Source organism: Stenotrophomonas sp. NPDC077421 (assembly GCF_049545505.1).
GTDB lineage: Bacteria > Pseudomonadota > Gammaproteobacteria > Xanthomonadales > Xanthomonadaceae > Stenotrophomonas > Stenotrophomonas nematodicola.
Window position 1 is genome coordinate 20,036 of the sequence record NZ_JBMWDP010000033.1, and the last position, 16,840, is coordinate 36,875.

The window sequence follows — 16,840 nt, forward strand, 5'->3', positions numbered from 1 at the left end:
CCTCATGGAATCGGGACCGTGATGTCGCAAGCATAGTAGCCGTCGCTCCATCCTCCCGTCATCCGCGCGCCCGGCCCGAAACGCCAGGCCAGGCGGTGCGCGATGCTGCGCTGGGCGTGGCCGGCACCGTGCGCCAGCGGCAGGCTGCGCGCGCTGGGATCGGGAGCCGGGTTGTGCACGCGGATGTGCAACTGCTGGTCCTTTACGCCCAGCCCGATGACGATCGTGCCCCCCGCCGGCAGCCGCGAGATGCCGTGCAGCACCGCGTTCTCCACCAGAGGCTGCAGTACCAGGCGCGGCATCGGCAGGTCCCACGGCAGCGGTTCCTCGCGCTGCCATTGCACCTGCAGGCGCTCGCCAAGGCGCAGCGATTCAATCGAGAGATAGCGCTCGGCCAGCTCGCATTCCTCGCGCAGGGTGGCATCGCCCTCGCCCGCCCCAAGCGCGGCCCGGAACAGATCGGACAGATCCAGCACCGCGCGTTCGGCCACCGCCGGATCGCGGCGCAGCAGGCCGGCGATGAGGTTCATGCTGTTGAAGAGAAAGTGCGGACGGATCCGCGCCTGCAACGCATCGGCCTGCGCGCGTGCGTTGGCCATCACCTGCGCGCTCCAGCGGTCGCTGACATAGAAATAGCGCAGAGCCAGCGCCACCATCAGCGCGGTGATCGCCGCGCTGCCCAGGGTGAAGCGCCAGAAGCCGACGCCGCTGGCAAAACTGCTTCCGCCCAGCGCGCTGTAAAGCCCATGCACGATGCCGGCGCAGGCACTGGCGATCACCGCAGTCATCGCCACCGCCAGCAGCGTGCCGGGAAACTCGGGAAGCCGCGACAACTGCTGCCGGGCGCTGCACAGGCAGACCGTGGTGGCCAACGCCAGCCACAGGGCAAAGCCACTGGCGCTGAGAAAGTCCGACACCAACCATTGCCGGCTGCCATCCGGCGCCAGGGCCACCACCAGCACCACCAGCTCGGCCAGCCCCAGCATCGCCGCCAGCCGCGGCAGGCGGCACAGGTCGGGCAGCCACGGCAGCTGGCGCGGGTCGCTCATCGGCTCAGGCGGCCTGGAACCGCGCGTCCAGCCAATCGCCCAGCGCCTGCAGCTCGTCGCCACAGACCTGGTGGGCCATCGGATAGGAATGCCATTCCAGCGGGAAGCCCAGCGCGGTGAGCGTCTGTGCGGTATGCGCGGCGATGGGCTGCGGAATGACCGGGTCCTGCGCGCCGTGCGCCATGAACACCGGGGGCCGGATGCCGTCCGGCGCACGCTGCGCGGCGGCCGTCTCCGGATCCGGCAGGTAGGTCGACAGCGCGATCAGGCCGGCCAGCGGGCGGGTCCGGCGCAAGGCGGCGCTGAGGATGATGGCGCCGCCCTGCGAGAAGCCGGCCAGCAGGATCCGTTCGGCCGGAATGCCGCGGGCGATTTCGTCCTCGATCAGGCCGTCCAGGGCCAGCACCGAGGCGTCCACGCCGGCGGCGTCGGCACGCGAGCGGAAGTCCATGCTGACGATGTCGTACCAGGCGCGCATCGGCACGCCGTTGTTGATCGTGATCGGCTGCACCGGTGCATGCGGAAACACGAAGCGGATCGCCGGCCAGTGCGGACGCAGCAGTTCGGGGACGATCGGAGCGAAATCATGGCCGTCAGCGCCCAGTCCATGCAGCCACAGCACCGCCCACTGCGGGTCGGTGCCGGTTTCGTTGATGACGGTTTCCAAGCGGTGCTGCATGCGGTGACTCCAGAACAGGGGCGCCGCATTATGCGCACAACTCACTGCGGCGCAGCGTTCTCCAGCGCGGCCCGACGCAGTTGCGCGGCGCGCACCAGCACCGGCGGCGGGGCCAGTTCCTCGGGAATGTCCATCAGGCCCCAGCGGTGCAGCAGGTCGCCGGCGCGGCGCCCGGAGGTCAGGGCCACTACCGGCACGGCCAGCACCATGCCGACCACCACCGGCGCCATCCATGCCGCCAGTGACGGCGACACCGCGTAGGCGAGCGCGCCCATGAACAGCCCGAAGACGCTCAGGCCACCGTAGCCGCGGATCAGCGCCGGCCAGGAGATCCCACCGTCGTCACGCTGCTGTGCATCCCAGCCCGAGTCCTTGCCGGCCAGCACTTCGGCCACGCCACGCGACTGCACGTACATCACCACCGGTGCCATCAGCGCGGCCAGCACGGTTTCCAGCAGCATCGAGATCAGCGCACGGAAGGCACCGCCGCATCCGCGCCGCTCCACCGGGTCCAGCAGCATGGCCAGGTACCCCAGCACCTTGGGCGACAGCAGCACGACCATCGTGAGGGCGAACATGCGCACCACTTTTTCTTCGTCCTGGTGCCGCCAGTACTGGCCGGGCGACAGATGCAGCAGCGCATTGAAATCGATGCCGCCCTGGAACAGCGGGATCGCGATGCCGATCAGCATCAGCATCGCCCACATCGGCGCGGTGAAATAGTGGCCGATGCCGATCATCATGTGCATGCGGCTGACCCAGTGCAGGCCCTTGGAGCCGACCACCTTGGCGTGCTGCAGGTTGCCCTGGCACCAGCGACGGTCGCGCACGAGCATGTCGGTCAGCGTGGGCGGGCCTTCCTCGTAGCTGCCCTTGAGGTAGGGCACCATGTGGGTGGCCCAGCCGCCACGGCGCATCAGCGCGGCCTCGACGAAATCGTGGCTGAGCACGTGCCCGCCGAACGGCTGGCGTCCCGGCAGCGGCGGCAGGCCGGCGTTCTCGGCAAAGGCCTCGGTGCGGATGATCGCGTTGTGGCCCCAGTAGTTGCTTTCCGCACCATGCCACCAGGCCACGCCGCGCCCGATCACCGGCCCGTACACGCGCCCGCCGAACTGCTGCATGCGTGCGAACAGGGTGCGCCCGCCGATCACCGCCGGCAGTGTCTGGATCAGGCCGACGTCCGGATTGTGTTCCATGCCGGCCACCAGGCGCACGATGGTGTCGCCGGTCATCAGGCTGTCGGCATCCAGGATCAGCATCTGCGGGTAGCCGCCACCGAAGCGGCGCACCCAGTCGGCGATGTTGCCGGCCTTGCGTCCGCTGTTGTCGCCGCGGCGACGGTAGAACAGCCGGTCGTGCCCCTGCACGGCATCGCGCAGTGCTTCAAACGCCTGTTCTTCGGCCGCACCGATGTCGTCGCGGCGGGTGTCGCTGAGCACGTAGAAATCGAACTGCGCCAGTTGCCCGGTCGCGGCAACCGACTCGTAGATCGCCTGCAGGCCAGCCAGCAGGCGGCGCGGATCTTCGTTGTAGGTGGGCATCAGCAGCGCGGTGCGGGTATGCACCTGCGGCAGCGGCTCATCCGGATCGATGCCCAGCTTGTAGCCGCGATCGAACACGGCGGTCAGAAAGCCGGCGACGGCCCCGGCAAAGGACAGCGCGATCCAGGCGAACAGGGCCACGAACAGGCACAGCAGGCAGGCCTCCAGCACGCTGACGCCGTTCACCGCGAGCACCTTCCACATCATGGTGGTGGCGGCAATGGTCATCGCTGCGGTGCCGCCGAGGATGTAGAAGCGGCGCAGCGCCATCAACCGCGGCGCGGTACGCTGGCGCGGCACCTGCAGGCGTCCTTCGCGGAACGACTGTTCGGGCATGGCCATCGGCGTTTCGACCGGCAGCACTGCCCGCCCGGCGTCCACAACGGCGTTGAGGGTCTGCGTGGTCATGCGCGGCGTCCCGTGGTGGGGCGTGCCAAGCCGGGCGAACCCGGTACCAGGTGGATCATCCCGATCCCGGCGCGCCCAGCGGCACGATTGCGTCCTGCCTGCGTGGACCGGCAACCGGTACGCAGCTGATGTCTGTCACTACCGGAACCCACGAACTCTCCAACAGGCTTGAGGCGAAAAATGCGGCTCAGTCTATGGGGCCAAATGTAAGCCGGGTGCGAAGGCCAATCCCCGTGATTTCTCCCCATTCAGCCAACCGGCCCCGACACCGGGGTGGCTGATCGCGACATGAGGTCGCAGCCCTTGTGCCACGGGGTTTTCCCCATTCATCTTGTAAGCGGGCGTCATTCGCATCATCCGAACGGTCGATGACCATCGCAGCGCCATCCACCGGGGCCGTGTCGTTCCGTGCGCAGCCCGCGCGCGCCTCGTCTGCCCCGGCCAAGCGCGGGACCGGGCGCCGTGGCATGTCCAAGCGCTTCCTGACGGCCACGCCCGACGTGCGCTGTCCCGATCGGGCAGCGCGTGGGCAGCGGGGGGTATCAGCGCAGCTCGGGCTCGGGCGTGACCAGCGCGGCAGCGGCGATCGCCAGCGCGCGCGAGGCGGCCTGGGTCAACTGCTGCTGGGCCAGCAACTGCTGGGCCTGGGTCGCGACCGGGCACGGTGCGATCGGGCGATTGGCGGGGCCCGCACCGTGGCGCGAGGAAGTACTCGACATGGTCTCCGTGTCCTGTGTCCTGCGGTCGTTCCCAACGGCATCCGCCGTGGGGAGTGCGCACCCTATCTGAAAATTCACCGCAATGTGTGACGGCCCGGTCGCGCCGGTTTTTCGACACGTCCGCGTCGATACACTGGCGTACTGGCATATACGAAAGCTATGATGAAAGCGTTTACAACCTAGAAAATGGATATGGACTCCTTCAACACCTCGCAGTACAGCCCCAAGTGGCAGTTCCGTTTCAACTTCTTCGAGAAGCATGGCGCGCCCAACGCCCCGGGCTTCAAGGAAGCCCTGCAGAAGCTGCCGTTCGGCGAAAAAGTGAAGGTCAACTTCAACTTCTTCGCCCTGTTCTTCACCTGGATCTACCTGTTCATCCTCGGCCTGTGGCGCAAGGCGATCGTGGTCCTCGCCGTGACCGTGGCGCTGTATGTGGTGGCGATGATCCTGCCGGGCTTCATCGGCCGTACGTTGCTGGTGGTGTGGTCGCTGCTGGTCGCGATCACGACCAACTACGCGTATTACCTGGATCGCGTGAAGGGCAACACCAGCTGGAACCCCTTTGAAGGTCTGCGCTGGTAATCGGCGCCCTGCACTGCCCTTCGGGCCCGGTCATCGACCGGGCTTTTTTTTGCGGTTCACCTCCCGCATCGCGGCCCGGCGCGCGCCGAACAGGATGCGGCTTTCCGGCACGCCGGGTCTGCAGGCGATCAGCGCGGCGGTCGGGTGACATCGCCGTCGGCCGAATCGGCCACGGACACGGCCGGCACCACCTGGCCGTCTTCCTTGGTGAAATCGGTGCGCAGCGGCGGCAACAGCGCCAGGACCGCTTCGGATGGCCGCGCCAGGCGGACACCACGCTCCGTCTCGACGAAGGGACGGTTGATCAGGATCGGGTGCGCCAGCATCGCATCGAGCAGGTGGTCGTCATCCAGCCGCAGGTCATCCAGACCCAGCGCGGCGTAGGGCGGCACGTTCTGCCGCAGCGCCTGGCGCACCTCCAGGCCCGCGCGCCGGATCAGCGAGACCAGCCGCTCGCGCGTCGGCGGCGTCACCAGGTACTCGATCACCTCCGGCTCGATGCCGACATGGCGGATCAAGGCAAGAACGTTGCGCGAGGTGGCGCACGCAGGGTTGTGGAGAATTGTTGCCTTCATGGCGCGCTCCCGGCCGTCGGCGATGGTGCTGCAACGGCACCGGCGGCCACCGCCAGCGCGTGCATCGCCGCGACGTCCTTGCGTTCGCTGTAACGGCTGGTGAGGTAGTCGGTGCGCCCCCGCACGAGCAGTGTGAACTTGACCAGCTCCTCCACCACATCGACCACGCGGTCGTAGTACGGCGAGGCACGCATCCGGCCCGCGTCGTCGAATTCCTGCCAGACCTTGGGCACCGACGACTGGTTCGGGATGGTGACCATGCGCATCCAGCGGCCCAGCACGCGCAGCGCGTTGACCACATTGAACGACTGCGAGCCGCCACAGACCTGCATGACCGCCAGCGTGCGACCCTGCGTCGGGCGCACGCTGCCCTCGGACAGCGGCAGCCAGTCGATCTGGTTCTTGAACACCGCGCTCATGCTGCCGTGGCGCTCCGGGCTGATCCAGACCTGCCCTTCGGACCACTGTGACCAGGCACGCAGCTGCTGCACCTGCGGATGGTCGGCCCCGACGGCATCGCACATCGGCAGCGCGTGCGGATCGAAGACCCGTACCTCGGCGCCGAAGTGCTGCAGCAGGTGCTCTACTTCGCGTGCGAGCAGCCGGCTGTAGGACTGTGGGCGCAGCGATCCGTACAGGATCAGGATCCGCGGCGGGTGGTCGCCGCCCTCCTGGCGCAATGCGTCCAGATCGGGCGACGGGGCCGCCGCCGGGGTCAGGTGGGGAAGGCGGGACATGAGGGCGTTGCTCCGGCGCTATTGTTCCACTATTCTAGAAACATGGAACAAAAAACCGCAACCACCGCCCTCGCCGCGCTGGGCCACGCCACCCGCCTGAGCGTATTCCGCCTGCTGGTCCAGGCGGGCCACAGCGGCCGCCTCGCCGGCGAGATCGCCGCTGAACTGTCGTTGCCCGGGGCCACCCTCTCCTTCCACCTCAAGGAACTGGCGGCTGCCGGGCTGGTGACGGCCGAAGCGCGGGGCCGCAGCATCTGCTACCGCGCCGAGTTCGACGCGATGAACGGACTGATCGGCTACCTGACCGAGAACTGCTGCGCCGGCGACGCCGCCTGCGGACCGGATGCCCGGTGCATGCCGACGCCATGACGTCTCCCGCCGCCCCCCGCCTGTCCTTCCTGGACCGTTGGCTGACGCTGTGGATCTTCGCGGCGATGGCGCTCGGCATTGCCTTGGGCGCCTGGTTCGAGGGCCTGCCCGCCGCCCTGGATGCCCTCAGTATCGGCAGCACCAACATCCCCATCGCGATCGGCCTGATCCTGATGATGTATCCCCCGCTGGCGAAAGTGCGCATGGATACCCTGCCCACCGTGTTTGCCGACAAGCGCGTGCTGCTGCTGTCGCTGGTGCAGAACTGGGTGGTCGGGCCGGTGCTGATGTTCGCGCTGGCCGCCCTGCTGCTGCGCGACCATCCCGATTACATGACCGGCCTGATCCTGATCGGGCTGGCGCGCTGTATCGCAATGGTGCTGGTCTGGAATCAGCTCGCGCGTGGCGACAACCGGTATGTCGCCGGCCTGGTCGCGTTCAATTCACTGTTCCAGATCGCGTTCTTCAGCCTGTACGCCTGGCTGTTCCTGTCGGTGCTGCCACCGCTGTTCGGCCTGGAGCGCAGCGTGATCGACGTCAGTCCCTGGACCATCGCCAGCGCCGTGCTGGTGTATCTGGGCATTCCGTTTGCAGCCGCATGGCTGGGGCGGGTGCTGCTGACCCGCATGCGCGGTGCGGACTGGTACGAAACGCGCTTCCTGCCCGCAATCAGCCCGCTGACGCTGGCCGCGCTGTTGTTCACCATCGTGCTGATGTTCAGCCTCAAAGGCAGTGATGTGCTGCGCCTGCCCCTGGATGCGATCCGCATTGCGCTCCCCCTGACGCTCTACTTCCTGCTGCAGTTCCTGATCAGCTTCTTCATGGGCCGGTGGATCGCCAAGGACTACCCACGCACCACGGCCATCGCCTTCACCGCCACCGGCAACAACTTCGAACTGGCGATCGCGGTGGCCATCGCCTCGTTCGGCCTGGCCTCGCCGGTGGCGTTCGCGGCGGTGATCGGGCCGCTGGTGGAGGTACCGGTGCTGATCCTGCTGGTCCACCTGGCGCTGTGGCTGGGGCGCCGTGAATTCGCCCCTGCCGGCAGCCGTGTCGACAGCGCGGCATGAACGGGACGACAGGACCGGGCCGGCAACCGCTGCCGCAGCTCAGGCCAGCGTCAGGCTGCCGTGCCACAGCCCCCATACCCCGCACAGCGCCACGCCCAGCACGCCCCCGGCGATCCCCCACTCCACCGGAGTGAACACCGGCTGCCCGTGCTGCCGCTTGGCCAGGGCGAACATGAGCATGCCCGGTGCGTACAGCAGCGCCGACAGCATCACCTGCGCCACGCCGCCGGCATACACCAGCCACACCGCATACACGGTGGCCAGCAACGCCACGAACAGGTCGCGCCGGCGCGGCGCGGCGGGGTCGGTGTAGCCTTCGCCACGCCACGCGATCAGCACCCCGTAACCGGCCGAGAACAGGTACGGCACCAGCGCCATCGAGGCGCCCAGCAACACCAGACTGGTGTAAGTGCCGGCATTGAACAGGGTGATCACCAGGAACAGCTGGATCAATCCGTTGGTGAGCCACAGCGCGTTGGCGGGCACGTCGTTGGCGTTCTGGCGGGCCAGGAAAGCGGGCATCGTGCCGTCCCCGGCCGCGGCGTACAGCACTTCGGCACACAGCAGCACCCAGGCCAGCAGCGCGCCCAGCACCGACACGATCATGCCGATGATGATCAGGGTGGCTCCCCACGGGCCAACAATGGCCTCCAGCACGAACGCCATCGAGGGGTTGTGCAGGTGCGCCAGCTTCTCGTGGCCGAGCACGCCCATCGACAGCAGATTCACCAGCATCAGCAACGCCAGCACGCACAGGAAGCCGATCACGGTGGCGCGCCCGACGTCGGCGCGCTTTCCTGCACGCCGCGAGTAGATACTGGCGCCCTCGATGCCGATGAACACCCAGACGGTGATCAGCATCATCCCGCGCAGCTGCTCGCCCAGGCTGCCCAGCGTGGCGGCACCCCAGAAATCACCAGTGAAGATGTCGGCCCTGAAACCGATCGCGGCGATGATCAGAAACACCACGATCGGCACGATCTTGGCCACCGTCACCACCGCGTTGACCAGCGCCGCCTCGCGGATGCCGCGCAGGATCATCGCGTGCATCGACCACAGCAGCACCGATGCACATGCCACCGCCTGCCAGGTGTTGCCTTCGCCGAAGGCAGGCACAAAGTAGCCCAGGCCGCTGAAGATCAGCACGAAGTAGCTGACATTGCCCAGCAGCGAGCAGACCCAGTAGCCCCAGGCCGATGAGAACCCGATGTAGTCGCCGAATCCAGCCTTGGCGTAGGCGTAGATGCCGGTGTCCAACCCGGGCTTGCGGTTGGCCAGGTTCTGGAACACGAACGCCAGCATCAGCATGCCCAGCCCGCTGATCGCCCAGCCGATCAACGCGGCCCCGGGGCCGGCGCTGCGCGCGATGTTCTGCGGCAGCGAGAAGATGCCGGCCCCGATCATCGAGCCGACCACCAATGCGGTCAGTGCGGAAAGACCGAGGCGGTCGGAGGACGCTGTCATGACGGTGCCTGCGCGGTCAGGGGAACGCCCGCAAGTCTAGGACCGCCCGATGATTCCAGGGTGAAGCGCGCCGGTGCCGGCATGCACCGACGCGCATGCCGGACGCCTGGCTCACACCGTTGCCGGTGCGCGTCCGCTCGCACGCTGCACCGGTGCGGCCGGCGCCTGCAGGCGGAAGATCGACACTGCGGTGCCCAGCTGCTGTGCCTGCTCTTCCATCGCACGTGCCGCTGCCGTCGCTTCTTCGACCAGCGCTGCGTTCTGCTGCGTGGTTTCGTCCATCTGGGTGATGGTCTGGTTGACCTGCTCGATGCCGGCCGACTGTTCCTTCGAGGCCGCCGAGATCTCGGCCATGATGTCGTTGACCCGGCGCACGCCGCTGACGATGTCCTCCATCGTTCGGCCGGCGGTCTGCACCAGCGCCGAGCCCTGGCTGACCTGCTCGACCGAATCGTCGATCAGCGTCTTGATCTCCTTGGCCGCGCCGGCCGAGCGCTGCGCCAAGGCGCGCACTTCAGAGGCGACCACCGCGAAACCACGGCCCTGCTCACCCGCGCGCGCCGCTTCCACCGCTGCGTTCAGGGCCAGGATGTTGGTCTGGAAGGCGATCCCGTCGATGACCGTGATGATCTCGGCGATGCGCTTGGACGACGCTTCGATACCGGCCATCGTCGTCACCACCTGGCCCACCACCAGGCCACCCTGCGACGCTACCTCGGCAGCGCCGGCGGCCAGCTGGTTGGCCTGCACCGCATGGTCGGCATTCTGACGCACGGTGGAGGTCAGCTCTTCCATCGATGCCGCGGTTTCCTCCAGACTGGCGGCCTGCTGCTCGGTGCGGCGCGACAGATCGCTGTTGCCCGAGGCGATCTCGCCGGCGGCCAGGTTGATGCTGTCGGTGGCCTGCTGGATACGGCCGACGATGTCGGTGAGCTGGCTCACGGTGGTATCGGCATCGTCGCGCATGCGGGCGAACACGCCGTGGAACTCACCGTGCATGCGCGCGGTCAGGTCGCCCGCCGCGATCGCCTGCAGCAGGTCGGAAATCTGCTGCAGGTTGTCGTCGCTCACCTGCATCATGGTGTTGAGGTTCTCCACCATCAGGCGGAAGTCGTGGTCGAACCGCACCACGTCGCCGCGCTGGCTGAAGTCGCCGATGGCCGCCGCGCCGGCCAGATCCTGGATCTGGGTGTTGATCGCGCGCAGGTTGCCCTTGGTGGTATCCATCGCCGCGGTGAACGCGGCCTGCTCACCGGGCAGGCGGTCCATGTCCGGGGTGAGGTCGCCGACCGCATAGCGCTGCATTACTTCGACCAGGCGCCGGGTCACGCCGATGTTGGCACCCACCAGGTGGTTGGTGTCGTGCACCATGCGGCCGTACGCGCCGGGGAACCCCTCGGCATCCATGCGGTAGCTCAGCTCGCCGGCTCCGTGGCGCCGTGCCATCTCGGCCTGGGCGGTCATCACCGCCTGCAGCTGGTCACGCATGCGCTGCATCGACTGCAGCAGGCGGCCCACTTCGTCATCGCGCACCGCCGGCAACGGCGTATCCAGGCGACCGTCGGCGACCTCGGCCGACAGCCGCACCGCATCGGCCAGCGGACGGATCGCCTGGCGGCGCAGCAGCACATAGACGCTGCCGCTGAGCACCAGCGCCGCGCCCAGGCCCACGGCCAGGATGATCCAGAGCAGCGCGCGGGCCTGCGCGGTGATCAGGTCGTGCGGCACGATCACGCCGAGCGCGAAGCGCTCCTGGCTGCCGCCGATGCGCAGCGGCACGTACGCCTTGACGTTGCCGGCGGCGTCTTGGTGGAAATCCTCGTACGGCTTGTCCGCCGCGATCTGCGCCAGCAGGCGGCGGGTCGCCGCGTCCTCGCGGCGCGTGCCGATCTCCTTGGCGTCGGCGGCGGCCAGCACGATGCCGGCCGGCGAAATCAGCTCCACATGGCCCTCGCCCATCGGACGCAGCGCGGCCAGGCGCTCCTGCAGTGCGGCCAGGCCGAAGTCCACGGTCACCGCACCGAGGAAGGTGCCGTTGTCCAGCACCGGCGTGGACAGCGTGGTCATCAGCACCGGCTTGCCGCCGATCTCATAGCGGTACGGCTCGGCCACGGTGGGGCGCTTGAGCTCGCGCGGGCGCAGGTACCAGTCGCCGTCGCCAGGCACGTCGTAGCCCTTGAGCACGTCCTGCACCGGGTTGCCGTCCTGCCAGGCCCAGTAGCTCATGAAGCGGCCGGTGGCATCGTGGGCCTCGGCATCGACGAAATCGGCATCCTTGCCGTCGAACGCCTGCGGTTCCCACAGCGTGCCCAGGCCCACCCACTCCGGGTGCGAGCGCAGCTGCTGCTGCAGGATCTGTGCGGCGGTGCCGCGCGACAGCGTGCCGGCGGCATGCTGCACCACCAGGCTGTCGGCCAGTGCCTGGCTGGTGGCGAACGCAGCGGACAGGTCGGTATTGACCCGGCGCGCCTCGGCCTCGGCCTGGCTCTGCATGGTCCGCCGCGAGGACTCCACCAGCGCCTGGCTGGCTTCGCGGTAGCTGATGGCCGCGGTGACGCCGAAGCAGAGCATGGCAATCAGTGCGGTACCGAGCATCAGCCGGTTGGCGATGCTGCCGGGGCGCTTGGAAGCGGTCGAGCGGGACGCAGGCATGGGGGCGGTTCCGGAAATAGGGTACAGGGTCAGCGGACGCCATCGAGCGCCACTACGGCATCGCGCAGTCCATTGCGGTCCAGCCCGGGACGGTGACACTCACGCACCGGGCATTGAGCTGGATAACGGCCTTGCCGCGCCGATGTTTAGCCGCTTTTCCTGACCGGGTTCAGTGTCCGCCCGGTGGCAGCCCATCCACGCCCGGTGTCCGCGCCAGGCGCTCGACCAGGGTCTGGCTGGCCGCATTGAGCCCGCGGACCTCGACCTGCGCGCCATGCGCACGCAGCCTGGCCACCACCCGTTCCAGCGCAGCCACCGCGCTGAGGTCCCAGAAGTGCGCGTTCGACAGGTCGATCACCACGCGCGCGGGAACATGCTGCAGATCAAAGCTGGCAGCGAACTGCCCGGCCGACGCGAAGAACACCTGCCCGGCGACGGTGTAGGTGCAGCTGCCATCGGCCTGCGCGACGGCGTGGACATCGAGCATGCGGCCCACCTTGCGGGCGAAGAACAGCGCCGACAGCAGCACCCCGGTCAACACGCCCTTGGCCAGGTCGTGGGTGATCACGGTGACCACCACGGTGGCCACCATCACCAGCGACGAGCTCTTCGGGTGCAGCCGCAGTTCCTGGAACGAGCGCCAATGGAAGGTGCCGATGCTGACCATGATCATCACCGCCACCAGCGCGGCCATCGGAATCTGCCGCACCCAGTGGGCGCCATAGACCACCAGCAGCAGCAACAGCACACCGGCGACCAGGCACGACAGCCGCCCGCGCCCGCCCGAGGACACGTTGATCACCGACTGCCCGATCATCGCGCAGCCGCCCATGCCGCCGAACAGCCCGGCGGTGATGTTGGCCAGGCCCTGTCCGGCGCATTCGCGGTTGCGCTGGCTGGGGGTGTCGGTCATGTCCTCGACGATCTGTGCGGTCATCATCGACTCCAGCAGACCCACGACCGCCAGCGTCGCCGACACCGGCAGCAGCAGGCGCAGCGTGTCCCAGGTCAACGGAACATCCGGGAACAGGAACGTCGGCAGGCTGTCCGGCAGTGCGCCCATGTCGCCGACCGTGCGCACCTCCCAGCCAAATCCGATCGACAGCGCGGTCAGCACCACGATCGCCACCAGCGGCGACGGCACCGCACGGGTCAGCCGCGGCAACAGGTAGATGATCGCCAGCCCGGCCGCGCACACCGCCCATACCTGCCAGGACCGTCCGATCAGCTCGGGCATCTGCGCCAGGAAGATCAGGATGGCCAGGGCGTTGACGAAACCGGTGATCACCGAACGCGACACGAAGCGCATGAGGGCCCCCAGCTTCAATGCGCCGGCCACCACCTGCAGCAGGCCGGCCAGGATCGTCGCAGCCAGCAGGTACTGCAGGCCGTGGTCGCGGACGAGGTCGACCATCACCAGGGCCATCGCGCCGGTGGCCGCCGAAATCATGCCGGGGCGGCCGCCGGCGATGGCGGTGACCACCGCGATGCAGAACGACGCGTACAAACCGACCTTGGGGTCGACGCCGGCGATGATCGAGAAGGCGATCGCTTCGGGGATCAGCGCCAGTGCCACGACGGCGCCGGACAGCAGGTCGCCACGGATATTGCCGAGCCATTGCTGGCGCAGCGGATAGGAAACGGACATGAAAAAAACTCCACGCACCGGCGCGGCGCGCGGCGCGTTGTGTGATGGAAACAAGGCACTCCCTGGACCCGGCACTGGCACGGGCGCGTCGTCAGCGCGTTGTCAGGGTGGCGTCATCACAGCAGGTCCGGCCCGGAGGCGAAAGCGGCGCGCAGGATACCGCAGCGCCGCCAGCTCCTCAATGCGGCGGGCGTTGACCTGTACCGCCCGCATGCCCAGCATGGGCGCCGGACCTGTTTGGGAGTGCACCATGTACGGATTGATCGGCAAGATGAAGACTGCGGCCGGCGAGCGCGATCGGGTGATCGCGATTCTTCTCGACGGTACCGGCGCCATGCCCGGCTGCCTGAGCTACGTGGTTGCCACCGACCCGGCCGATCCGGACGCGATCTGGATCACCGAGGCATGGGAGAGCGCCGACCTGCACCGCGCCTCCCTCGCCCTGCCGGCCGTGCAGGCGGCCATCGCCCAGGCGCGCCCGATGATCACCGGCTTCGGCGAGCGCTTCGAGACCGCCCCGGTGGGCGGGCACGGCCTGGTCAGCGGCTGACGCCTCAGCGTGCGAACCGCCGGGCGCCCGCCACGCAGGCCACCGCGCACAGCGTGACCACCAGCATCATCGGGCTCACCGTTTCGTGCAGCAGCAGCGCGGCCAGGGCCAGGCCGAAGAACGGCTGCAGCAACTGCAGCTGGCCGACGGCGGCGATCCCGCCCTGGGCCAGGCCGCGGTACCAGAACATGAAACCGATCAACATGCTGAACACCGACACGTAGCCCAGCCCCCACCAGGCGGGCGCGCCCACCTGTGCCCACGATGCCGGCCAGCGCAGCAGCATCAGCGGCAGCATCACCGGCAGCGACACCACCAGCGCCCAGCTGATCACCTGCCAGCCACCCAGCGTGCGCGCCAACCGCGCCCCTTCGGCGTACCCCAGCCCGCATACCACCACCGCTGCCAGCATCAGCAGATCGCCCTGCAGCGAAGCCTCGATACCGTTGCCGAGCGCGTAGCCAACCACCACCACGCTGCCGAGCAGCGAGAACCCCCAGAACGCGGGGCGCAGCCGCTCGCCGCCGCGCAGCACGCCGAATACCGCCGTGCTCAGGGGCAGCAGCCCGAGGAACACGATCGAGTGCGCCGACGAGACATGCTGCAGCGCCAAGGCGGTGAGCAGCGGAAACCCGACCACCACCCCCAGCGCTACGACCGCCAGTGCAGGCAACACCGCTGCGGCCGGTCGCCGCTGGCCCAGCGCGTGCAGCAGCGCCCACCCGAGCACGGCGGCGACGCTGGCGCGCGCGGCGGTCAGGAACAGCGGGTCCAGATCCGCCACTGCCAGACGGGTGGCCGGCAGCGAGCCGGCAAAGATCACCACGCCAATCAACCCGTTCATCCAGCCGCGTGTCGCGTTGTCCATCGTCCAATCCTTGTAGGGGACGGCCAGTGGATCACGCCGACCCGGCCTTCCCCCAGAGACAGTCCAGTACACTTCGACGTAACTGTTATGCCTTGACCTCCCCTACGGATGCACACACCGATGACGCCGCCCGCCACCCGCATCGATGCGGTGATGACCGCCGTGCGCGCGAAGATCACCGCGCGCACCTATCTGCCCGGCATGCGCCTGCCCTCGGTACGTGCCCAGGCCCGGGCACTGCAGTTGTCGGTGTCCACCATCGTGGAGGCCTACGAGCGGTTGGCGGCCGAGGGCTCATCGTGGCCCGGCCCGGCTCGGGCTTCTACGTCATCGGGCCGGTGGCACCGCTGGCGCTGGCCGAGATGGGGCCGCCGCGCGATCGCCAGGTGGACCCGCTGTGGTTGGCGCGGCAGTCGCTGGAGCAGGACGCCAGCGTGCTCAAACCGGGCTGCGGCTGGCTGCCCGACGACTGGATGTACGTGGACGGGATCCGCCGTGGCCTGCGCCATGCCGCGCGCAGCAGCGCATCGGCACTGGCCGGTTACGCCACCCCGCTTGGACTGCCGCCGTTGCGGCAGCTGCTGGCGAGGCGCCTGGCCGGCCACGGCATCGATGCCGCACCCGAGCAGATCATGCTGACCGAATCGGGATCGCACGCGATCGACCTGATCTGCCGTTTCCTGCTGGAACCCGGCGACACCGTGCTCATCGATGACCCGTGCTATTTCAACTTCCTGGCACTGCTCAAGGCGCACCGGGTGCAGGTGGTGGGCGTGCCCTATACCGCCAACGGGCCGGACGTGGCTGCCTTCGCCGCCGCACTGGAAGCACATTCGCCACGGCTGTACATCACCAATTCGGGCATCCACAACCCGACCGGTGCGGTGTTGTCGCCGGCCACCGCGCACCGCCTGCTGTCGTTGGCCGAGCACAGCGACCTGGTGATCGTCGAGGACGATCTGTTCGCGGACTTCGAGCACACGCCCGCACCGCGCCTGGCCGCATTTGATGGGCTGTCACGGGTGATCCAGGTGGGCAGCTTCTCCAAGACGCTGTCGGCGGCGGTGCGCTGCGGCTTCATCGCCGCACGCGGCGACTGGATCGAGCGGCTGGCCGACCTGAAGATCGCCACCAGCTTCGGCGGCGGGCGCCTGGCCGCCGACATCCTGCACACCGCGCTGACCGACAGCGGCTACCGCCGCCATGTGGAGTCCATCCGTACCCGCCTGGCCGTAGCACGCGAGCACACCCTGGCGCGGCTGGCCGCGCTGGGCATCCACCCCTGGCTGGTGCCGCAGGCGGGGATGCTGCTGTGGTGCCACCTGCCCGACGGCCGTGATGCGGCCACCCTGGCGCGCACCTGCCTGGCCGACGGCGTGGTGCTTGCGCCGGGCAATGCGTTCAGTCCATCGCTGAGCGCGGGTGGGCTGCTGCGCTTCAATGCCGCCCAGGCGCAGGATCCGCGCATCTTCGACGTGCTGCGCCGGGCGCTGCGGGAGCGGCCCGCCGACGCGCGCGCCGTCGCCGGGGACTAACCCACCAGCCAGTCCACGATCAGGCGCGGCAGAAAGACCATCGCGGCGACAACGGCCACGAAGATCATCAGTACCTTCAGCGTCAGCGGCCGGCGCCGGGGATGGCTGAAATGCAGGTGCAGGTCGCGCAGCTCCGATTCCAGCGCGTAGTGTCCGGTCGCCGAGCGCCTTCCGGGCGCCGACGTGAGCCGCTCCAGTTCGCGGCAGCGGGCCATCAATTCGCGCGCGGGCGTCTTCAGCAGAATCTGATGGCGGATCTCGACCAGTCGCGACGTGAGCGGCATCAAGGCCTCCGCGTAACGGTCGGCCGGTGTCTGCTGCGCCGCCAACCGCGCCGCCTCCACATCGATCGCGTACTGAAGCGCATCGCGGTCTGCACGCAACTGCGTCAATG

General features: G+C 68.5%; 15 protein-coding genes and 1 pseudogene. 5 read left to right on the forward strand and 11 right to left on the reverse strand.

Going from position 1 to position 16,840, the window contains the following annotated elements:
- Window positions 1-2: 2 nt before the first annotated feature.
- The 4 genes from ACPEH1_RS15920 to ACPEH1_RS15935 all read right to left on the reverse strand — a co-directional run bounded on the left by ACPEH1_RS15920 (window position 3) and on the right by ACPEH1_RS15935 (window position 4,396).
- Window positions 3-1,049: a sensor histidine kinase gene (locus ACPEH1_RS15920; protein ID WP_423716039.1), complete on the reverse strand. Its 1,047-nt coding sequence runs from the start codon at window positions 1,047-1,049 to the stop codon at window positions 3-5.
- A gap of 4 nt (window positions 1,050-1,053) precedes the next feature.
- Window positions 1,054-1,728, reverse strand: a complete 675-nt coding sequence (locus tag ACPEH1_RS15925) for an alpha/beta hydrolase (RefSeq protein ID WP_017354796.1) — start codon at window positions 1,726-1,728, stop codon at window positions 1,054-1,056.
- Window positions 1,729-1,769: 41 nt separating this feature from the next.
- On the reverse strand, window positions 1,770-3,677 hold the full coding sequence (gene mdoH / locus ACPEH1_RS15930; protein WP_017354797.1) for a glucans biosynthesis glucosyltransferase MdoH: 1,908 nt from the start codon (window positions 3,675-3,677) through the stop codon (window positions 1,770-1,772).
- Between the two features lie 542 nt (window positions 3,678-4,219).
- Window positions 4,220-4,396 carry a hypothetical protein gene (locus ACPEH1_RS15935; RefSeq protein ID WP_153164817.1) on the reverse strand — a complete coding sequence of 59 codons (177 nt, stop codon included), beginning with the start codon at window positions 4,394-4,396 and terminating at the stop codon, window positions 4,220-4,222.
- A 192-nt stretch (window positions 4,397-4,588) separates the two neighbouring features.
- Here ACPEH1_RS15935 and ACPEH1_RS15940 point away from each other — a divergent pair, with 192 nt between their 5' ends.
- Window positions 4,589-4,978: a DUF2628 domain-containing protein gene (locus tag ACPEH1_RS15940; protein WP_017354799.1), complete on the forward strand. Its 390-nt coding sequence runs from the start codon at window positions 4,589-4,591 to the stop codon at window positions 4,976-4,978.
- Window positions 4,979-5,106: 128 nt separating this feature from the next.
- Here ACPEH1_RS15940 and arsC read toward each other — a convergent pair whose 3' ends face one another.
- Both arsC and arsH read right to left on the reverse strand, forming a co-directional pair.
- Entirely contained in the window at window positions 5,107-5,553 is a 447-nt protein-coding gene (arsC, locus tag ACPEH1_RS15945; protein ID WP_017354800.1) for an arsenate reductase (glutaredoxin), read from the reverse strand.
- Entirely contained in the window at window positions 5,550-6,290 is a 741-nt protein-coding gene (gene arsH / locus ACPEH1_RS15950; protein WP_017354801.1) for an arsenical resistance protein ArsH, read from the reverse strand. The genes arsC and arsH overlap by 4 nt, the downstream gene beginning before the upstream one ends.
- Window positions 6,291-6,332: 42 nt before the next feature.
- Between arsH and ACPEH1_RS15955 the strand changes: the two genes are divergently transcribed.
- Window positions 6,333-6,659, forward strand: coding sequence for an ArsR/SmtB family transcription factor (locus tag ACPEH1_RS15955; protein WP_423716040.1), 327 nt, complete (start codon window positions 6,333-6,335; stop codon window positions 6,657-6,659).
- Window positions 6,656-7,729, forward strand: coding sequence for an ACR3 family arsenite efflux transporter (arsB, locus tag ACPEH1_RS15960; RefSeq protein ID WP_423716041.1), 1,074 nt, complete (start codon window positions 6,656-6,658; stop codon window positions 7,727-7,729). Before ACPEH1_RS15955 ends, arsB begins: the two co-directional genes overlap by 4 nt.
- 39 nt (window positions 7,730-7,768) lie before the next feature.
- Here arsB and arcD read toward each other — a convergent pair whose 3' ends face one another.
- From arcD to ACPEH1_RS15975, 3 genes are all read right to left on the reverse strand, one after another.
- Window positions 7,769-9,193, reverse strand: a complete 1,425-nt coding sequence (gene arcD / locus ACPEH1_RS15965; protein ID WP_423716042.1) for an arginine-ornithine antiporter — start codon at window positions 9,191-9,193, stop codon at window positions 7,769-7,771.
- Between the two features lie 111 nt (window positions 9,194-9,304).
- Complete coding sequence (locus tag ACPEH1_RS15970; RefSeq protein ID WP_423716043.1) at window positions 9,305-11,845, reverse strand: methyl-accepting chemotaxis protein; 2,541 nt, start codon at window positions 11,843-11,845, stop codon at window positions 9,305-9,307.
- A gap of 169 nt (window positions 11,846-12,014) precedes the next feature.
- Entirely contained in the window at window positions 12,015-13,493 is a 1,479-nt protein-coding gene (locus ACPEH1_RS15975) for a SulP family inorganic anion transporter (RefSeq protein ID WP_136005278.1), read from the reverse strand.
- Between the two features lie 250 nt (window positions 13,494-13,743).
- Between ACPEH1_RS15975 and ACPEH1_RS15980 the strand changes: the two genes are divergently transcribed.
- Window positions 13,744-14,043: a putative quinol monooxygenase gene (locus tag ACPEH1_RS15980; RefSeq protein WP_017354807.1), complete on the forward strand. Its 300-nt coding sequence runs from the start codon at window positions 13,744-13,746 to the stop codon at window positions 14,041-14,043.
- A 4-nt stretch (window positions 14,044-14,047) separates the two neighbouring features.
- Here the strand turns inward: ACPEH1_RS15980 and ACPEH1_RS15985 are convergent, their stop codons facing one another.
- Complete coding sequence (locus ACPEH1_RS15985; protein WP_017354808.1) at window positions 14,048-14,911, reverse strand: DMT family transporter; 864 nt, start codon at window positions 14,909-14,911, stop codon at window positions 14,048-14,050.
- Window positions 14,912-15,031: 120 nt separating this feature from the next.
- On the opposite strand from ACPEH1_RS15985, the pseudogene ACPEH1_RS15990 reads away from it, so the two are divergent.
- Window positions 15,032-16,446: pseudogene (locus tag ACPEH1_RS15990) on the forward strand (PLP-dependent aminotransferase family protein).
- Here ACPEH1_RS15990 and ACPEH1_RS15995 read toward each other — a convergent pair.
- Window positions 16,443-16,838, reverse strand: a complete 396-nt coding sequence (locus ACPEH1_RS15995) for a hypothetical protein (protein WP_423716044.1) — start codon at window positions 16,836-16,838, stop codon at window positions 16,443-16,445. The pseudogene ACPEH1_RS15990 and the gene ACPEH1_RS15995 overlap by 4 nt on opposite strands.
- Window positions 16,839-16,840: the final 2 nt, after the last annotated feature.